Source organism: Saccharothrix carnea, assembly GCF_003014735.1.
Taxonomy (GTDB): domain Bacteria; phylum Actinomycetota; class Actinomycetes; order Mycobacteriales; family Pseudonocardiaceae; genus Actinosynnema; species Actinosynnema carneum.
On record NZ_PYAX01000003.1, the window covers coordinates 653,156 to 669,426 of the forward strand.

The window sequence follows — 16,271 nt, forward strand, 5'->3', positions numbered from 1 at the left end:
CAATTTCCCCTATCGGCGTTCCTCCTGTGGAGTTAAGGGTTGCTGACCGTAAAGAGGGACGGCGACCACTCGAATCGCCTAACTGCACCCACCGAACGTGGACTTACGGCCCGAAATCACTTCACGTTGTCACTCGTTCCGGGGGTCTGGTTCGCGGTATGCGATTCCGATGACCACCAAGCAGCCCTATCGGGCGATCCCCGATCGACGGAAGGACTCCTTCAGTGGCGCTTGCCGTGCCTCGCGCTGGACATCTCAACCGGGTGGTCGTCGTCGCACTGGTGGTGGCGGCGGCCGGGCTCGTGGTGGCGCACCGTGTTTACCGGACGGCCGAGATCCTGCTGTCCGGGCTGCTGCTCGACGTGCTCGGCTCCGATGGCGTGGAGGTCGTCGCGGCACGGCAGACCGTGTACTTCGGCCTTGGCACCGACGCACCGCTCGGCCTGCGGATGACCCCCGAGTGCACGTCGGCGTTCCTCGTGGTGCCGCTGCTGGCGGTGGGCGCGGTGATGATCGCGTTGCGGCCCCGGATCACCCGGCGGGTGCTGGGCGCGCTCGCGGTGGCCGGCGCCGCGGTGGTCCTGGTGAACCAGCTGCGGGTGTTGGCGCTGGTCGGGCTGGTCCGGTGGCTGGGCGTGGACACCGGCTACCACTGGGGCCACACGCTGCTCGGCTCGATGGTGAGCGTGTTCGGCGGGGCCGCCGCGCTGGTGGCGTTCGTGTGGTTGGCGACGCGGTCGTGAGCCGCGCCGACGTACTCGTCGCCGCGGAGGCGCAGTTGAGCTTCGAGGTGCTGCTGGGGTTCACGCAGGCGTTGGCGCTGACGATGAGCGTCGCGTTCCTGACGTACGTGTTCCTGATCGTCGTGCCCTACCTGCGGCACGAGCCGCGGCCGGTCGGGCGGGCGGCCGACTTCGAGTGGCACTTCCTGGTGCCGTGCCGGGACGAGGAGGCCGTCATCGGCGGCACGGTCCGGTACCTGCGCGAGACGTTCCCCGGTGCGCACGTGTGGGTCATCGACGACGACTCCGACGACGGCACCGTGCACGTCGTGCGCCGCTTCCGCGACGACCGGAACGTCCACCTCGTGCGACGGCACCGGCCGCACGCGCGGACCGGCAAGGGTGACGCGCTCAACGACGCCTACCGGACGTTGAAGCTGTGGATGGGGCGGCACGCCGACGCCGACCGCGCGGTGGTCGTGGTGGTGGACGCCGACGGCAGGCCCTCCCCCGACTGCCTGGACGTGTGCGCGGCGGAGCACCTGTTCGGCGACGCGGGCGTGGGCGCGGTGCAGGTGGACGTGCGGATGGTGAACGTCGGCGTGCGGCAGGCGGGGGTGCCGCGGTGGCGCGGTGTGCTCGGCGACCTGCTGGTGCGGATGCAGGACCTGGAGTTCCGGACCGCGATCGCGGCGATCCAGCTGTCCCGCGGCGTGACCGGGACGATCTCCCTGGGCGGCAACGGCCAGTTCACCCGACTCTCGGCGCTCGACTCCATCGCCGGGCCGCTCGGCAGGCCGTGGCGGGGGTCGTTGCTGGAGGACTTCGAGCTGGGCGTGCACCTGTTGACGGCCGGGTGGCGCACCGGCTTCACCCTGGACACGCACGTGCGGCAGGAAGGGCTCTACAGCCTGCGGCGGTTCCTCGCGCAACGCACGCGGTGGGGGCAGGGGACGATGCAGTGCCTGCGGTACGTGCGGCGGATCTGGGCGTCGCGGCACCTGTCCACGCTGGGCGCGACCGAGATGATGTACTACCTGGCCCAGCCGTGGCTGCAGTTGCTCGGGACGCTCGTCTACCCCATCCCGTTGCTGCTGCTGGGGCACCGCGCGGTGGGTGCGCCGGGCGAGGTGTGGGCGTGGTTCAGCGAGGGCGCTTGGGTGCTGTTCGCCGTGTACGGGATGTTCGGGCTCTTGCCGTTCCTGCTCTGGGGACCGGTGTACCGCGTGCGGTGTGCGCCGTCGATCGGGTGGGGTCGGGCGATCGGCTACGGGTTCGTGTATGCGATCTACATCTACACGTTCTACATCACGTCGTGGCGGGCGGTGGTCCGGTTGGCGCGCGGGCGCAACGGGTGGGCCAAGACGCGGCGGAACACCGAGCGGATCACCGGGGACGTGGCGCTGGACCACTGAGCCCTCGCGCGTGAGATGGCCAACTTTGTAGAGCTTCGACAAAGACCGAACCAGTGATCGCCGGTTAACCTCCCGGTGAAGTCGATCCTCTGGGAGGTCCCAAGTGTCCGTCCTCGCCGTTCCCGGCCGTCGCGCGGTGCTCGCCGACCTGGTCCCGGGCGCTCTCGCGCGTGACATCGCCCTGGTCGTCGCCGGCGCCGGGTTGACCGGCCTGGCCGCCCAGGTCGCGCTGCCCGTGCCGGGTAGCCCCGTGCCGCTGACCGGCCAGACGTTCGCCGCCCTGCTGGTGGGCGCGGCGCTCGGGTGGCAGCGCGGTGGCGCCTCGATGGTGCTGTACCTGGTCGCCGGCGTGGCCGGTGTGCCGTGGTTCCAGGGCGGTTCGTCGGGCACGCCCGCGTCGCTGGGCTACGTGGTCGGGTTCGTGTTCGCCGGTGCGCTGGTCGGCCACCTGGCCGCCCGCGGTGGCGACCGGACGCCGTTGCGGACCGCGGGCACGATGGCGGTGGGCAACCTGGCGATCTACGCGTGCGGCGTGCCGTGGCTGATGGCCGCGGCCGGTGTCGGCTTCGGCAAGGCGCTGCAGCTGGGCGTCACGCCGTTCCTGCTCGGCGACGCTGTGAAGATCGCCCTGGCCGCCGGTCTCCTGCCCGCCACCTGGGCCCTGGTCAACCGCAAGTAACCCCTCACCCGCGCGTGTCCTACGTCCAGAACGCGCGTGTCCAACGCTCGGAACGCGAGAGTCCAACGCTCGGAACACCTGAGTTCAACGCTCAGGACGGGGTTGGGGTGTCCGGGCCGGTCTGACGGTGCGGGCGGGTACGGTCTTCGCCGTGCCCGCCACCACCGCGATCCCCGACACCAGGACGTTGCTCGCCGTCGCCGTCGAAGCGGTGGGCGGAGCCGAACGCCAGGGCCAGGTCGACATGGCCGAGGCCGTCGAGCGGGCGATCCGGACCGGCGAGCACCTGGCCGTCCAGGCGGGCACCGGCACGGGCAAGTCGCTGGCCTACCTGGTGCCCTCGCTGCGGCACGCGGTGGCCGAGGAGTCCACGGTCGTCATCTCCACCGCCACGATCGCGCTGCAACGCCAGCTCGTGGACCGCGACCTGCCCCGGCTGGCCAAGGCGTTGCGCAAGGAGCTGGGCCGCGAGCCGCGGTTCGCCATCCTCAAGGGCCGCCGCAACTACCTGTGCATGCACCGCCTGCACACCGGCGCGCCGGACGAGCCGGAGGACGCGGGCCTGTTCGACCCGTTCGCGGTGTCCAAGATGGGCCGCGAGGTCAAGCGGCTGCACGAGTGGTCGTCCGACACCGAGACCGGTGACCGCGACGAGCTCGTGCCCGGCGTCACCGACCAGGCCTGGCGTCAGGTCTCGGTGACGGCGCGCGAGTGCCTGGGCGTGAACAAGTGCCCGATCGGCGTCGACTGCTTCGCCGAGAAGGCACGGGCCGAGGCGGGCAAGGCGGACGTCGTGGTGACCAACCACGCGATGCTCGCCGTGGACGCCCTGGAGGGCTACCAGGTGCTGCCCGACCACGACGTGGTGGTGATCGACGAGGCGCACGACCTGGTCGACCGCGTCACGTCGGTGGCGACGGAGGAGCTGAGCGCGTCACTGGTCGCCACGGCCGCACGGCGGTGCGGGCGGTTGATCGACCAGGGCGTGGCCGACCGGATGGCCGAGGCCAGCGACGGTCTGGCGATGATCCTCGAAGAGCTGCCGGTGGGTCGGCTGGACAGCCTGCCGCAGGCGTTGGCCGGTGCCTTGCGAGCGACGAAGGACGCGGCGCACGCGTGCATCACGTCGTTGGGGCCGGAGCGCAAGGAGGACGTCGACGGTGCGACGTCCCGCAAGCTCGCGCTGTCGCTGCTGGACGACGTGCACGACTGCGCGACGCGGATCCTGGAGGCCTTCGACGAGGACCACGACGTCGTGTGGGTGTCGGGTGACTTCGCGGACCGCAACAAGGCGCCGTCGTTGCGGGTGGCGCCGTTGGGTGTCGGCGGGTTGCTGCGGGAGCGGCTGTTCGGGAAGCGGACCACGATCCTGACCTCGGCGACGTTGACGTTGGGCGGCACGTTCGACACGTTGGCGCGGCAGTGGGGGCTGCCGGCGTCGTCGGGCGTCCGGAAGGCCGAGGGGACGGCGACGGACAAGGAGCCGCCGTCTGACGTGAGCGGGCCGCGGTGGAGCGGGCTGGACGTCGGGTCGCCGTTCGAGCACGGCAGCGCCGGGATCCTGTACGTGGCACGGCACCTGCCGCCGCCGGGCCGTGACGGGCTGCCACCGTCCTATGTGGACGAGATCGAGAGCCTGGTCAACGCGGCGGGTGGGCGCACGCTGGGGCTGTTCTCGTCGATGCGTGCGGCGAAGGCGGCGGCGGAGGCGTTGCGGGGCAAGGTGGACTACCCCGTGCTGTGCCAGGGTGACGACGCCACGGGGCAGTTGGTGAAGCGGTTCTCGGAGGACGCGAAGACCTGCCTGTTCGGCACGTTGTCGTTGTGGCAGGGCGTGGACGTGCCGGGGCCGTCGCTGTCGCTGGTGGTGATGGACCGCATCCCGTTCCCGCGACCGGACGACCCGTTGGCGTCGGCGCGGCAGAAGGCGGTGGAATCGCGTGGCGGCAATGGTTTCCTTACCGTTGCGGCGACTCATGCGGCGTTGCTGTTGGCTCAGGGCGCCGGGCGGCTGCTGCGTTCGATGAACGACAAGGGCGTGGTGGCTATCCTCGACCCGCGCTTGGCCACGGCCCGTTACGGCGGGTTCCTGCGTGCCTCCCTGCCGCCGTTCTGGACGACGTACGACCCGGAGGTCGTGCGTGCGGCGCTCAAGCGGCTCGACGCGGCGAACAACTGACGGCGTTCGCGCAGGTCGCGTGTTCTGAGCGTCGAATTCGGGTGTTCCGAACGTAGGACACGCCCGACGCGAACGTAGGACACGCGCGCGGTCAGCCGTCGACGAGCAGGCCGCGGAGGGGGCCTTGGAGGCGGCCGGCGCGGCGGGAGACGCCCGGGAGGGCCGTCAGGCGGTGTTTGCCCGAGGAGGTCAGGGTCGGGCGCCAGAGGCGGTCGACGACTTCGTGGGCGGGGGCCGAGACGGCGCTGAGCGGGCGTTGCAGGTGCTCGGACCAGAGGCGCAGGCGGGTGTCGCGGGCCAGGTCCGGGTCGTCGGTGACGACGTTGACCTCGGTGTCGTTGAACAGCGAGTGCTCGTTCAGGTTGGCCGAGCCGATGCTCAGCCAGCGGTCGTCCACGAGGGCCAGCTTGGCGTGCACGTAGACCGACGAGGACGTGGCGCCGTCGTGCGAGGACAGGGTCGCGGCGACCAGGCGGTGGTTGCCGTCGTCGGCGTCCAGCAGGCGACCCAGCTGGCCGCGGGTCGTGTCGGCGCCGTTGCTCGGCTTGCGCGGCAGGACCAGGACCACGCGGAAGTCCGGGTGAGGCGGGTTGCGCAGCTTCGAGAGCAGGACCTCGGTGATCTCCGGTGACCACAGGAACTGGTTCTCGAGGTAGATCAGGTTCTCCGCCGAGCGCAGGGCGCGCAGGTACGAGTCGAGCAGGCTGAACTCGCCGCGCGGGATGAAGTCGTAGGTGCGCTCCGGGATCGTGCGCACGAGCTGGGCGGACGACGAGCCGACTGGCTCCGGCACGGCGGGAGCGGGCAGCTGTTCGCCGGAGATCTCCTGCCAGCGCTGCCGGAAGTGCTCGGCCACGTCCGCCACGATCGGCCCGCGCAGGCGGGTGCCGATGTCGTGCCAGCCCAGTGGTTCGCGGGGCGGGTGCTCGGCGGTGTCGTGGCGGTCGCCCTCGACGGCGGTCAGGTCCATGCCGCCGACGAACGCCACCTCGTCGTCCACCACGACGATCTTCTCGTGGTGGCAGTGCAGCGTCCGCTCCCGCGCGTCGATCTCGCACCGCACGGCGCTGTCACGCTGGAACTCCCGTTGCGCCGAGAGCACGCGCTTGCGGGTCGGCTCGAACATCGGCACCGGCGGCCCGGCCCACAGCAGCACGCGCACCGGCACCCGGGACGCGGCCGACGCCAGCAGTTCCCGCAACGTCGGCGAGCCCGGTTCCCGGGTCAACCGGAAGTCCGGGCTGGCGCACCACCCCGCCAGGTGCACGGACTTGCGCGCCGACGAGATCGCCGACGCTATGGCGGGCAGCACCTCGTGCCCGTCCACCAGGACCTCGACCTCGTTGCCGGTCCTCACCGGCCGGTGGGGCGTCCACCAGCCGGCCTCGGAACCGAACGTCGAGCCCCACCCCAGCTTGCGCAACCGTCTGGCGTGGTGCGCGCACAGCAAGCTCTCCAGCCCGTCACCGAGCTTGGCGTCCAGCACGTCCAACAGGCCCACGCCGGGGATGGTTACCGCAAACGCGGCGGGTCAAACGTTGACCGCCACCGTGGCGGTGCCGGGCGCGACTTCGGTGTACCCGGCGTCGCGCACCAGCACGACGTCCGGCCGCGCCACCAACGCGTCCCAGTCGGCCGCGGCCGGTGTCCGCACCGCGCACCGGTAGTCCAGCGCCGCCCACTCCTTCAGCTCCGCGTCGGACAGGTGCGGCGCGAGCAGCATCGACGCGTGACCCACCTGGGCCGCCGCCTTGCCCGCGGTCATCTCGACCCGGGGGTTCAGCCACAGCTCGTGGGCGCCGGCGGGGACCGGGCCGGGCTCGTCGGCGGGCAGCTCGCTGCCCGAGATCTGCAACCGGCTCAGCTCCTTGGGCAGGTCGACCACCCGTCCCGGCACGAACGCCCGCACCGACGCGCTGCCGACCGTGATCGTCACCCCGGGCAACGACTGCACGGCCTCCCAGTGCGCGCCCCGGGCCCGCCGCGACACCTTCCGGATCCGCCCGCGCACCCACGCCACCAGCTCGTCGTGCCACTCGCCGCCCGGCAACGCGCGGTCGTCCAGGCACACCGCGATGGCGGCGGCCGCGGCGGCTTCCAGCACGTCGGTCCGGGACGGCGGCGCGGACCGCTCGATCCGCAGCACCACCGGCATCGCCCGCACCGACTCCGGGTCCTCCTCGTCGGTCGCGTAGTGCCGGTCCACCAGCATCCGCAGGATCGGGTTCACAGCCGGTTCAGCTCCAGACCGTCCGCCGCGTCCGCGGCCTCCACCTCCGCGCGCGTCACGCCGAGCACGAACAGCACCGCGTCCAGGAACGGGTGCGACAGCGCCGTGTCCGCCACCTCCCGCAACGCGGGCTTGGCGTTGAACGCGATGCCCAGCCCGGCCGCGCCCAGCATGTCGATGTCGTTGGCACCGTCACCCACGGCGACGGTCTGCGCCAGCGTGACGCCCTGCTCGTCGGCGAACCGCCGCAGCGCCACCGCCTTGCCCGGCCGGTCCACCACCTCGCCGACGACGCGCCCGGTCAGCTTGCCGTCCACGATCTCCAGCTCGTTGGCCGCGCAGAAGTCCAGGCCCAGGTCGTCCACCAGCCGCTGGATGACCCGGCTGAACCCACCGGACACCACACCGCAGCGGAACCCGAGCCGCTTGAGCGTGCGCACCGTCGTGCGCGCGCCGGGCGTCAGCTCCAGCGACGCCGCGACCTCGTCCAGCACGGACTCGTCCAGGCCCTCCAGCAGCGCCACCCGCCGCCGCAGCGACTCGGTGAAGTCCAGCTCGCCCCGCATCGCCGCGTCGGTGATCTCCTTGACCTGCGGCTCCACCCCGACGTGCGCGGCCAGCATCTCGATCACCTCGCCCTGGATGAGCGTGGAGTCGACGTCGAACACCACCAGCCGCTTGGCCCGCCTGGTCAGCCCCGCCCGTTCCACCGCGATGTCCAGCCCGCCGCGCACCGACACCTCGGCCAACGCCGACCGCAGCTGCGCATCGCTCTCCGGCGTGTCGCCCGCCACGGAAACCCGCAGCTCAAGGCCGGTGACCGGGTAGTCGGCCACACCTCGGATCGCGTCGATGTTCACGCCGAGCGACGCCAGCCGCCGCGCCACCTCGGTGAACGCGCGGGCCGTGACCGGGCGGCCGAGCAGGATCAGCACGTGGCTGGACTCCAGCCGCGCCGTCCGCCGGGAGTCCGCGCCGATCTCCACCTCGACGTGCATGGACACCGTCGCCATGGCCTGCTCGACGGCCTCCTGCAACCCCTCCGGGTCGTGGTCGGCCGAGACGAGCACGCCGAGCACCAGCCGGCCGCGGATGACGACCTGCTCGACGTCGAGGATCTCCACGCCGTGCCTGGTCAGCACCGCGAAGAGCACGGAGGAGACCCCCGGCTTGTCCGGTCCGGTGACCGTGATCAGGACGGGCGTGGCGCTGGGCTTGGTCACTGATGGCTCCTATGCCAGACAGCGGCGAGCCCCGACAACCGGGAACGGTCGTCGGGGCTCGTCGTTGAACCTGCGCTCAGGTTACAAGCGCTACTTGTGGTCGCCCTCGGTCCCTTCGGAGGCTGTGCCGGATTGCACAGCCGCGGCGGCGACCTCGGACGGCGCCTTCGGCGCGTCCTCGTGCGCGATCGCCTTGCCGGTGAACGTCACGTGCGCCTCGTTGTGGATCCGCTCGATCATGTGCGGGTAGTGCAGCTCGAACGCCGGACGCGCGGAGCGGATGCGCGGCAGCTCGGTGAAGTTGTGCCGCGGCGGCGGGCACGACGTGGCCCACTCCAGCGAGTTGCCGAAGCCCCACGGGTCGTCCACCTTCACGGTCTCGCCGTAGCGGTAGCTCTTGAAGATGTTCCAGATGAACGGCAGCGTCGACGCACCCAGGATGTACGCGCCGATCGTGGAGATCGTGTTCAGCGTGGTGAAGCCGTCGCTGGGCAGGTAGTCCGCGTACCGGCGCGGCATGCCCTCGTTGCCCAGCCAGTGCTGCACCAGGAACGTGGCGTGGAAGCCGAGGAACGTGGTCCAGAAGTGGAGCTTGCCCAGCGGCTCGTCCATCATCCGGCCGGTGATCTTCGGGAACCAGAAGTAGATGCCCGCGAAGGTGGCGAACACGATCGTGCCGTACAGCACGTAGTGGAAGTGCGCGACGACGAAGTACGTGTCGGACACGTGGAAGTCGATCGCCGGCGCGGCCAGCAGGATGCCGGACAGGCCGCCGAAGAGGAACGTGACGATGAAGCCGATGCTGAACAGCATCGGTGTCTCGAACGTCAGCTGCCCCTTCCACATCGTGCCGATCCAGTTGAAGAACTTGATACCGGTCGGCACCGCGATCAGGAACGTCATGAACGCGAAGAACGGCAGCAGCACCGCGCCGGTGGCGTACATGTGGTGCGCCCACACGGCCACCGACAGCGCCGCGATGCCCAGCGTCGCGTAGACCAGGCCGTTGTAGCCGAAGATCGGCTTGCGGCTGAACACCGGGAAGATCTCCGACACGATGCCGAAGAACGGCAGCGCGACGATGTAGACCTCGGGGTGCCCGAAGAACCAGAACAGGTGCTGCCACAGGATCACGCCGCCGTTGGCGGGGTCGAACACGTGGGCGCCCAGGTGGCGGTCGGCCAGCAGGCCCAGCAGGGCGGCGGTCAGGATCGGGAACGCCAGCAGCACCAGCACGCTCGTCACCAGGATGTTCCAGGTGAAGATCGGCATGCGGAACATGGTCATGCCGGGCGCCCGGAGGCAGACCACGGTGGTGATCATGTTGACCGCGCCGAGGATGGTGCCCAGACCACCGACGACCAGGCCGGAGATCCACAGGTCGGCGCCGACACCGGGCGAGTGGATGGCGTTGGACAGCGGGGTGTAGGCGAACCAGCCGAAGTCGGCCGCGCCGCCCGGCGTGAGGAAGCCCGCCATCACGATCAGGCCGCCGAACAGGTACAGCCAGTACGAGAAGGCGTTGAGCCGCGGGAACGCCACGTCCGGCGAGCCGATCTGCAGCGGCAGGATGAAGTTGGCGAAGCCGAAGACGATCGGCGTCGCGTAGAGCAGCAGCATCACCGTGCCGTGCATGGTGAACAGCTGGTTGAACTGCTCCTGCGAGAGGAACTGCATGCCCGGACGGGCCAGCTCGGTCCGCATCAGCATGGCCATCGCGCCGCCCACCATGAAGAAGGCGAACGACGTGACCAGGTACATGATCCCGATCTGCTTGTGGTCCGTGGTGCGGAACATCCGCAGCAGGAACGAACCCTTGACCGCCTCGCGAGTCCCGAAGGGCCGCGTTGCGATCGGCTGCGGGGCTACGGCCGTCACGGTGCCTCCTGCACTGTCTGGTTCTGGCTACGCCGGCGGGTGGCGCCGCCCGGCTATCGGATCGTAGACGGCGCTGTTCCGGGTGGTGCGCCTGGGCCGTCCCCTGGATCAAGTGAGGTAGCGCAGGTCACAGGATTGGATGGAGGGCGAGGTCGCCTGGGAGCCGACCCCGCGGTGAGGTGGGGGTCGAGCGACGGGCAGTGGGGTGACCTCAGCAGTCGGGCCGCCCCCGCCGGAGCGGGAGCGGCCCGGAGGTGCTGGTGGTGGTCAGCGGCGCAGCAGGGTGCGCAGCTTCGGGGAGGCGACGAACGCGGCGCCGGCGGCCACCAGGCCGAGGCCCGCGATCAGCATCCAGCCGCCGTCGTAGCCGGTGTTGGCGAGGTCGCCCTCGTTGCTCGCGCCGGCGACCGCGGCGGGAGCCGAGGTGGTGGTCGGGGTGACCGCGACCGAGTCGGTGGTTGTGGTGGTGGTGGTCGGGGCCGGCTCGTCCGTGGTGGTCGGGACGACCTCGTCGGTCGTGGTCTCCGGGGCGGTCGTGGTCGTGGTGACCGTCTCGTCCTTCTCCGCGCAGACGAACCAGTGGCTGATGCCCGCGGGCCCACCGCTGGAGTTGATCGGCGGGTGCAGGTCTTCCCAGGCCAGCTCGCCGAGGTCCTCAGAGGCGTAGACGTTGTAGGCGTTGCCGCCCTTCACCACGACACCGGTGAGGACGTAGCCCTCGGGGTGCGCGGTGATGGTGATGTCGGTGCCTTCGACGGTGAAGCCCGTCTGCAAGGTCATCTCCTCGCCGGGCAGGCCGACGACGTCGCAGGCGTTGCCGGGCTGGCCGACGTCGACGTTGCCCTCGGCCACGACGGCACGGTCGTCGCCCGGGTCGAGGGTGTCGGACGTGGCCGAGGCGGTGCCGCCCAGCAAGCCGGCGGTGCTCAGGGCGAGCAGCGCGGCTGCTCCGAATAGGCGGCGGGTGGTCATGCGCATGGTGGTGCTCCGCAGGGTTCGAGGGCTGACCGGAGGATCGAACTACACCGGGCATCCCTCTATCGAGGTAGCCCATTCAGATGACGCGGGTTGGCGTCCATTCGTTATCAGGTAGTGATGTGGCCGGTCGGTAGCAGCCCGTTCACCCGCCGGCGATCAGCGGCGGAAGAGGTTGCGGAGCTTCGGTGAGGCGAGGAACGCGGCGCCGGCGGCCAGGAGGGACAGGCCGATGACGATCAGCCACCAGCCGTCGAAGCCGGTGCTCGCCAGGCCCTTGCCCTGACCGTCGCCCGAGGTCGAGCCGGGGTTGACCGTGCGGGCGGCCTGAGGCGTCGTTGTGGTCGTCCGTGTGGTGGTGACCTGCGGTGTCGTGGTGGTGGTGGGGACGGTGGTCGTGGTCGTCACGGCCGGGGTGGTGGTCGTCGTCGTGTGTGGAGTGGTGGTGGTTGTCGCGGCGGTGGTGGTGGTTGTGGTGGTCGTGGTGGTGGTTGTCGTCGTCGTGGTGGTCACCGGGGTCAGGCAGACGAACCAGTGGCTGATGGCCGCGGGCCGGCCGCTGTCGTTCAGCGGGGAGTGCAGGTCGAGCCACGGCAGCGGGCCGAGGTTGCCGTAGACGTTGTAGGCGGGGCCGCCCTTGACGACGACGCCGGTGATCGTGGAGCCGGGTGGGTTCGCGGTGATGTCGATGTACGTGCCGTCGCTGGTGAACGTGCCGGCGGGCAGCCTCGCCTCGGTGCCCGGCAGGCCAACGGACGCGCAGGCGTTGCCCGGCTGGTCGATGTCGATGTTCCCGGCGTGGGCGGTGGCGCGGTCGTCACCGGACTGGGGTGGGTCTTGGTTCGGCTGGGCCGACGCGGCGCCGGCGAGGACACCGGCGGCGATCACGGCGAGCAACGGGACTACTCCGAACAGGGTGCGACTTGTCGTGCGCATGGCGTCTCCACCTGGCTCGATGCGACGTTCGGCGGATCAGGGCGTTCCGTCGCTGCTCTATCGCGTTACCCCATTCGTACGATGCACACCGCGACCAATTCGTTATGCACCGCTCGCGTGGAATGCCAGAATTCCCCCGTGGCGGGGAGGTCCGCGGTGCGCGAGGTGGGGCGGTTGGCCCGCCGCCTCGGCCTGCCCGGTGACGACCCCGAGGTGCTCAAGGACGGCTACAACCTGCTCGTCCGGCTGCGTCCCGCGCCGGTGGTGGCCCGGGTCGCCACGGTGACGGCGGTGGTGCGGGCGGACGTGTTCGAGCGCTTCCGCCGGGCCGACGAGCTGAGCCGGTTCCTGGCCGGGCGCGGTGTGCCGGTGGTCGAGCCGCACGGGCCGGGGCCGGTGCGGCACGCGGGGCTGGTGGTCGCGTTCGCCCGGCACGTCGAGCACGACCCGGACCGCCGGCCGGACCGCGCGTCGTTCACCGCGATGCTGGCCGAGCTGCACGGCGAGCTGCGGCACTACCCCGGCGAGCTGCCCGAACGCGGACCGCTCACCGACCTGGACGCGGCGTTGTCGCTGCTCGGACGGCCCGCGGACCTGGTCGCCGCACGGGACGCGCTGGCCGCGCGCTGGCCCGAGGGGCCCGCACAGGCGCTGCACGGCGACTCGCACGCGCGCAACGTGCTGGTCACCGCGTCCGGTCCGGTGTGGAACGACTTCGAGGACGCCTGGCACGGCCCGGTCGGCTGGGACGTGGCGTGCGCGCACGGCCTGTTCGACGAGCCGATCGACTACCCGGCGGCGGACGTGCCGTTCTGGCTGGAGCTGCGCGCGCTCTACGGCGTGTGCTGGACGCGGGTACGTGACCTTTACCGAACCCGAACACTCCCGCGACCCTGATCGCCACCCGCGCCGTGCCACGATGCGCGGCGTGCAGGGACTCGTGCTGGTCGTGGAGGACGAACGGGCCATCGCCGACCTGGTCTCCCTCTACCTGCGCCGGGACGGGTTCGGGGTGCACGTGGAGGCGGACGGGCGCGCGGCGTTGGCCGCGGTGCGGCGGCTGAAGCCGGTGGCGGTGCTGCTGGACGTCGGCCTGCCCGGGTTGGACGGGGTCGAGGTGTGCCGGGCGCTGCGCGCGGCGGGCGACTGGACGCCGGTGCTGTTCGTGACCGCGCGCGACGACGAGGTGGACCGGGTGCTCGGGCTGGAGCTGGGCGCGGACGACTACGTGACCAAGCCGTTCAGCCCGCGTGAGCTGGTGGCCCGGGTGCGCACCGTGCTGCGCCGGGGAACGCCGCAGGTCAGCCCGGTGCACGTGGTCGGTGAAGTGAAGCTGGACGGCGACCGGCGGCGGGTGTGGGCGGGCGACGCCGAGGTGGCGTTGACGTCGACGGAGTTCGACCTGCTGGCGCACCTGATGCGGCATCCGGGGCGGGTGTTCGCGCGGGAGCAGTTGCTGAGCGCGGTGTGGGGTTACGCGGCGGCGGCGGGCACGCGGACGGTGGACGTGCACGTGGCGCAGTTGCGGGCGAAGCTCGGTGAGCGCAGTCCGATCAGGACCGTGCGCGGGGTCGGCTACTCGGCCGAGGCGTCGTGAGGCGCACCAGCCTGGCGTTCCGGATCACGGCGTTGTGCCTGGCCGTGGCCGGTGTCGCGGTGGTGGTGGCCGGGCTGGTGTCGGCGCGGCTGGTGCTCACCGCGTCACGCGAGGCGGCCCGGCAGGCGCTGGCCGACCAGGCGGACGTGGTGGCCGGTCAGCTCGACGCGGGCCGGGCCGGGCGGATGCGGGTGGTCGAGGTGCTGCGCGGGCAGGGCATCGCCGTGGTGCTGATCGGGCCGGACGGCGGGTTGGCCGGTGAGCCGAGGGCGGTGCGCGCGGTCCGTGACGCCGGGGGCAGGTCCGGTCTCGCGGGCACCCGGCTGGTCGAGGTGCGTGACGGGATCGCGCTGGTGCAGGAGACGGCGACGGGCAACGGGCCGGGGTACCGGCTGGTGCGCAACATCGCGTTCGCGCTGGGTGTCGGGTTGCTGGTGGCGGCAGTGGCCGGGTTGCTGCTGGGCAAGCTGGTCGCGCGTCCGCTGCGGCAGACGGCGGCCGTCGCGCGCACCATGAGCGGCGGTCGGCGTGACCTGCGGGCGCCCGAGCACGGTCCGGCGGAGGTCGCCGAGGTCGGTGGCGCGGTGAACGCGCTGGCCGACGCGCTGGCGCGCAGCGAGGCCAGGCAGCGGGAGTTCCTGCTGTCGGTGTCGCACGAGTTGCGCACGCCGTTGACGGCGGTGAGCGGGTTCGCCGAGTCGCTGGCCGACGGCGTGGTGTCCGGGCCGGAGGTGCCCGCGGTCGGCCGCACGATCTCCGCGGAGGCGCACCGGCTCGACCGGCTGGTCACCGACCTGCTGGACCTGGCCCGGCTGGGCGCGGACGACTTCCGGGTCGACCTGGCCCCGGTCGACCTGACCGAGGTCGTCTCGGCCGCCGCCGAGGTGTGGCGCGCGCGGTGCGCGGCGAAGGGCGTCGAGTTCCGGCTGGAGCTGCCCGCGCACCCGACCGTGCGGACGACGGACGCCCGGCGGTTGCGGCAGGTGCTGGACGGGCTGCTGGAGAACGCGCTGCGCCTCACCCCCGCCGGTCGGCCGGTGGTGTTGGCGCTGCACGACGTGCTGCAGGTGCGCGACGGTGGTCCCGGGCTGTCCGAGGAGGATTACCGGGTCGCGTTCCGCAAGGGTGCGCTGCACGCGAAGTACGAGCGTTCCCGGCCCGTGGGCACGGGTGTCGGCCTGGCCCTGGTGCACGGCCTGGTGACCCGGTTGGGTGGCACGATCGAGGCCGGTCCCGCGCCCGAGGGCGGTGCGGTGTTCACGGTGAGGTTGCCCTGATGCGCGAGCTGGAACGGCGGTGGCACGAGGCGGTCCGCGAACTGGGCGGCACGCAGGGGCCCGGCGACCTCGTCGACCGGTACGCCGAACCGCACCGCGGCTACCACAACGGCGAGCACGTGCTGGCCGTCGTCCGGGACGTGAACGTGCTGGCCGCCGACCGCACGCCACGCGAGCGCGCTGTGCTGACGTTGGCCGCCCTGGTGCACGACGTGATCTACGACGGCGTACCGGGCGAGGACGAGCGCCGCAGCGCGGAGTGGGCTCGGGCGCAGCTCGCCGGCCTGCCCGAGGCGGACGAGGTGGCTTCGCTGGTGCTGGCGACCGCCGAGCACACCTCGGACGACCCGCTGACGTGCCTGCTCCTGGACGCCGACCTGGCCGTCCTCGGCTCCGCCCCGGCGACCTACGAGCGCTACCGGACCGCCGTGCGCGCCGAGTACGCGCACGTGCCCGACGACGCGTGGCGGGTCGGTCGGGCGAAGGTCCTGCGCTCGTTGGCCGGACGCGACCCGCTGTACGCCACGCCGCACGCACGGGCCCGGTGGGAGGCACGCGCCAAGGCGAACCTGGCCGCCGAGCTCAGCTCGCTCGGTGACCCGCCGTGAGCGCGTCGAAGGTCGGGAACGCCTTGGCGATCTCGCTGCCGGTGAAGTTGCCGACCCAGCCGTCGTCGTCGTGGAAGAACCGGATCGACACGTAGTCCGGCCGGGTGCCCATGTCGAACCAGTGCGTGGTGTTCGCGGGCACGCTCAGCAGGTCGCCCGCCTCGCACAGCACCGCGTACACGCGCTCCTTGACGTGCAGGTAGAACACGCCGGAGCCGCGGGCGAAGAACCGGTCCTCGTCGTCGTCGTGGGTGTGCTCGGCCAGGAACTTCAGCCGCGCCTGCCCCGCCGACGCCAGCCACTCCGGGTCGTCCGACGGCGTCATCTCCATCGCGTCGACCAGGATGTAGCCCTCGGTCTCGGTGACGCGGGCGACCTGCTCGGCGTACACCTCCAGGGCGTTCTCGCTGGTCACGCCCGGGATGACCGGCCACTGCTCGTAGCGGACGCCCAGCTGCTTCAGCTCCACCGCGATCTCGGCCGGGTCGGCGGTGCGCACCAGGGCGTTCTCCGGGTCGGTGTCCGACCACACGGTCAGCAACGTCATCGCGC

15 protein-coding genes are annotated in these 16,271 nt (G+C 71.6%); 8 read left to right on the plus strand and 7 right to left on the minus strand.

The window, feature by feature from the left end:
• Window positions 1-263 precede the first annotated feature (263 nt).
• The 4 genes from xrtP (at window position 264) to B0I31_RS11405 (ending at window position 4,995) form a co-directional block, all read left to right on the plus strand.
• Entirely contained in the window at window positions 264-743 is a 480-nt protein-coding gene (xrtP, locus tag B0I31_RS11390) for an exosortase P (RefSeq protein ID WP_106615260.1), read from the plus strand.
• Window positions 744-778: 35 nt separating this feature from the next.
• Complete coding sequence (locus B0I31_RS11395; protein ID WP_483880260.1) at window positions 779-2,137, plus strand: XrtP-associated glycosyltransferase; 1,359 nt, start codon at window positions 779-781, stop codon at window positions 2,135-2,137.
• Window positions 2,138-2,240: 103 nt separating this feature from the next.
• A complete protein-coding gene (locus B0I31_RS11400; RefSeq protein WP_106615261.1) occupies window positions 2,241-2,816 on the plus strand; it encodes a biotin transporter BioY in 576 nt (191 codons plus the stop codon).
• A 151-nt stretch (window positions 2,817-2,967) separates the two neighbouring features.
• Window positions 2,968-4,995: an ATP-dependent DNA helicase gene (locus B0I31_RS11405; RefSeq protein WP_106615450.1), complete on the plus strand. Its 2,028-nt coding sequence runs from the start codon at window positions 2,968-2,970 to the stop codon at window positions 4,993-4,995.
• A gap of 91 nt (window positions 4,996-5,086) precedes the next feature.
• On the opposite strand, the gene B0I31_RS11410 is transcribed toward B0I31_RS11405, so the two are convergent.
• The 6 genes from B0I31_RS11410 to B0I31_RS40535 form a co-directional block, all read right to left on the minus strand.
• A complete protein-coding gene (locus B0I31_RS11410) occupies window positions 5,087-6,496 on the minus strand; it encodes a phospholipase D-like domain-containing protein (RefSeq protein ID WP_106615262.1) in 1,410 nt (469 codons plus the stop codon).
• Between the two features lie 30 nt (window positions 6,497-6,526).
• Window positions 6,527-7,207 carry a peptidyl-tRNA hydrolase gene (locus B0I31_RS11415; protein WP_106615451.1) on the minus strand — a complete coding sequence of 227 codons (681 nt, stop codon included), beginning with the start codon at window positions 7,205-7,207 and terminating at the stop codon, window positions 6,527-6,529.
• A 14-nt stretch (window positions 7,208-7,221) separates the two neighbouring features.
• Window positions 7,222-8,448: a phosphoserine phosphatase SerB gene (gene serB, locus B0I31_RS11420; protein ID WP_106615263.1), complete on the minus strand. Its 1,227-nt coding sequence runs from the start codon at window positions 8,446-8,448 to the stop codon at window positions 7,222-7,224.
• Window positions 8,449-8,538: 90 nt separating this feature from the next.
• Window positions 8,539-10,326, minus strand: coding sequence for an aa3-type cytochrome oxidase subunit I (gene ctaD, locus B0I31_RS11425; RefSeq protein ID WP_106615264.1), 1,788 nt, complete (start codon window positions 10,324-10,326; stop codon window positions 8,539-8,541).
• A gap of 267 nt (window positions 10,327-10,593) precedes the next feature.
• Window positions 10,594-11,304 carry a hypothetical protein gene (locus B0I31_RS40530; protein ID WP_106615265.1) on the minus strand — a complete coding sequence of 237 codons (711 nt, stop codon included), beginning with the start codon at window positions 11,302-11,304 and terminating at the stop codon, window positions 10,594-10,596.
• Between the two features lie 156 nt (window positions 11,305-11,460).
• Entirely contained in the window at window positions 11,461-12,237 is a 777-nt protein-coding gene (locus tag B0I31_RS40535) for a hypothetical protein (RefSeq protein WP_181320105.1), read from the minus strand.
• 138 nt (window positions 12,238-12,375) lie between these two features.
• Between B0I31_RS40535 and B0I31_RS11445 the strand changes: the two genes are divergently transcribed.
• The 4 genes from B0I31_RS11445 to B0I31_RS11460 are packed head-to-tail and all read left to right on the plus strand — an operon-like array spanning window position 12,376 to window position 15,719.
• Window positions 12,376-13,134, plus strand: a complete 759-nt coding sequence (locus B0I31_RS11445; protein ID WP_181320106.1) for a phosphotransferase — start codon at window positions 12,376-12,378, stop codon at window positions 13,132-13,134.
• Between the two features lie 22 nt (window positions 13,135-13,156).
• Window positions 13,157-13,834: a response regulator transcription factor gene (locus B0I31_RS11450; protein ID WP_106615268.1), complete on the plus strand. Its 678-nt coding sequence runs from the start codon at window positions 13,157-13,159 to the stop codon at window positions 13,832-13,834.
• Window positions 13,831-15,111 carry a HAMP domain-containing sensor histidine kinase gene (locus B0I31_RS11455; RefSeq protein WP_106615269.1) on the plus strand — a complete coding sequence of 427 codons (1,281 nt, stop codon included), beginning with the start codon at window positions 13,831-13,833 and terminating at the stop codon, window positions 15,109-15,111. The genes B0I31_RS11450 and B0I31_RS11455 overlap by 4 nt, the downstream gene beginning before the upstream one ends.
• Entirely contained in the window at window positions 15,111-15,719 is a 609-nt protein-coding gene (locus B0I31_RS11460; protein ID WP_106615270.1) for an HD domain-containing protein, read from the plus strand. Before B0I31_RS11455 ends, B0I31_RS11460 begins: the two co-directional genes overlap by 1 nt.
• On the opposite strand, the gene B0I31_RS11465 is transcribed toward B0I31_RS11460, so the two are convergent.
• On the minus strand, window positions 15,694-16,266 hold the full coding sequence (locus B0I31_RS11465; protein ID WP_106615271.1) for a 1,2-dihydroxy-3-keto-5-methylthiopentene dioxygenase: 573 nt from the start codon (window positions 16,264-16,266) through the stop codon (window positions 15,694-15,696). The genes B0I31_RS11460 and B0I31_RS11465 overlap by 26 nt on opposite strands.
• Window positions 16,267-16,271: the final 5 nt, after the last annotated feature.

Coding starts and splice junctions, on each gene's coding strand:
- B0I31_RS11415 (WP_106615451.1), bottom strand. CDS start 7,207: ATGCTGGTGGACCGGCACTACGCGACCGACGAGGAGGACCCGGAGTCG.
- B0I31_RS40530 (WP_106615265.1), bottom strand. CDS start 11,304: ATGCGCATGACCACCCGCCGCCTATTCGGAGCAGCCGCGCTGCTCGCC.
- B0I31_RS40535 (WP_181320105.1), bottom strand. CDS start 12,237: ATGCGCACGACAAGTCGCACCCTGTTCGGAGTAGTCCCGTTGCTCGCC.
- B0I31_RS11450 (WP_106615268.1), top strand. CDS start 13,157: ATGCGCGGCGTGCAGGGACTCGTGCTGGTCGTGGAGGACGAACGGGCC.
- B0I31_RS11460 (WP_106615270.1), top strand. CDS start 15,111: ATGCGCGAGCTGGAACGGCGGTGGCACGAGGCGGTCCGCGAACTGGGC.
- B0I31_RS11465 (WP_106615271.1), bottom strand. CDS start 16,266: ATGACGTTGCTGACCGTGTGGTCGGACACCGACCCGGAGAACGCCCTG.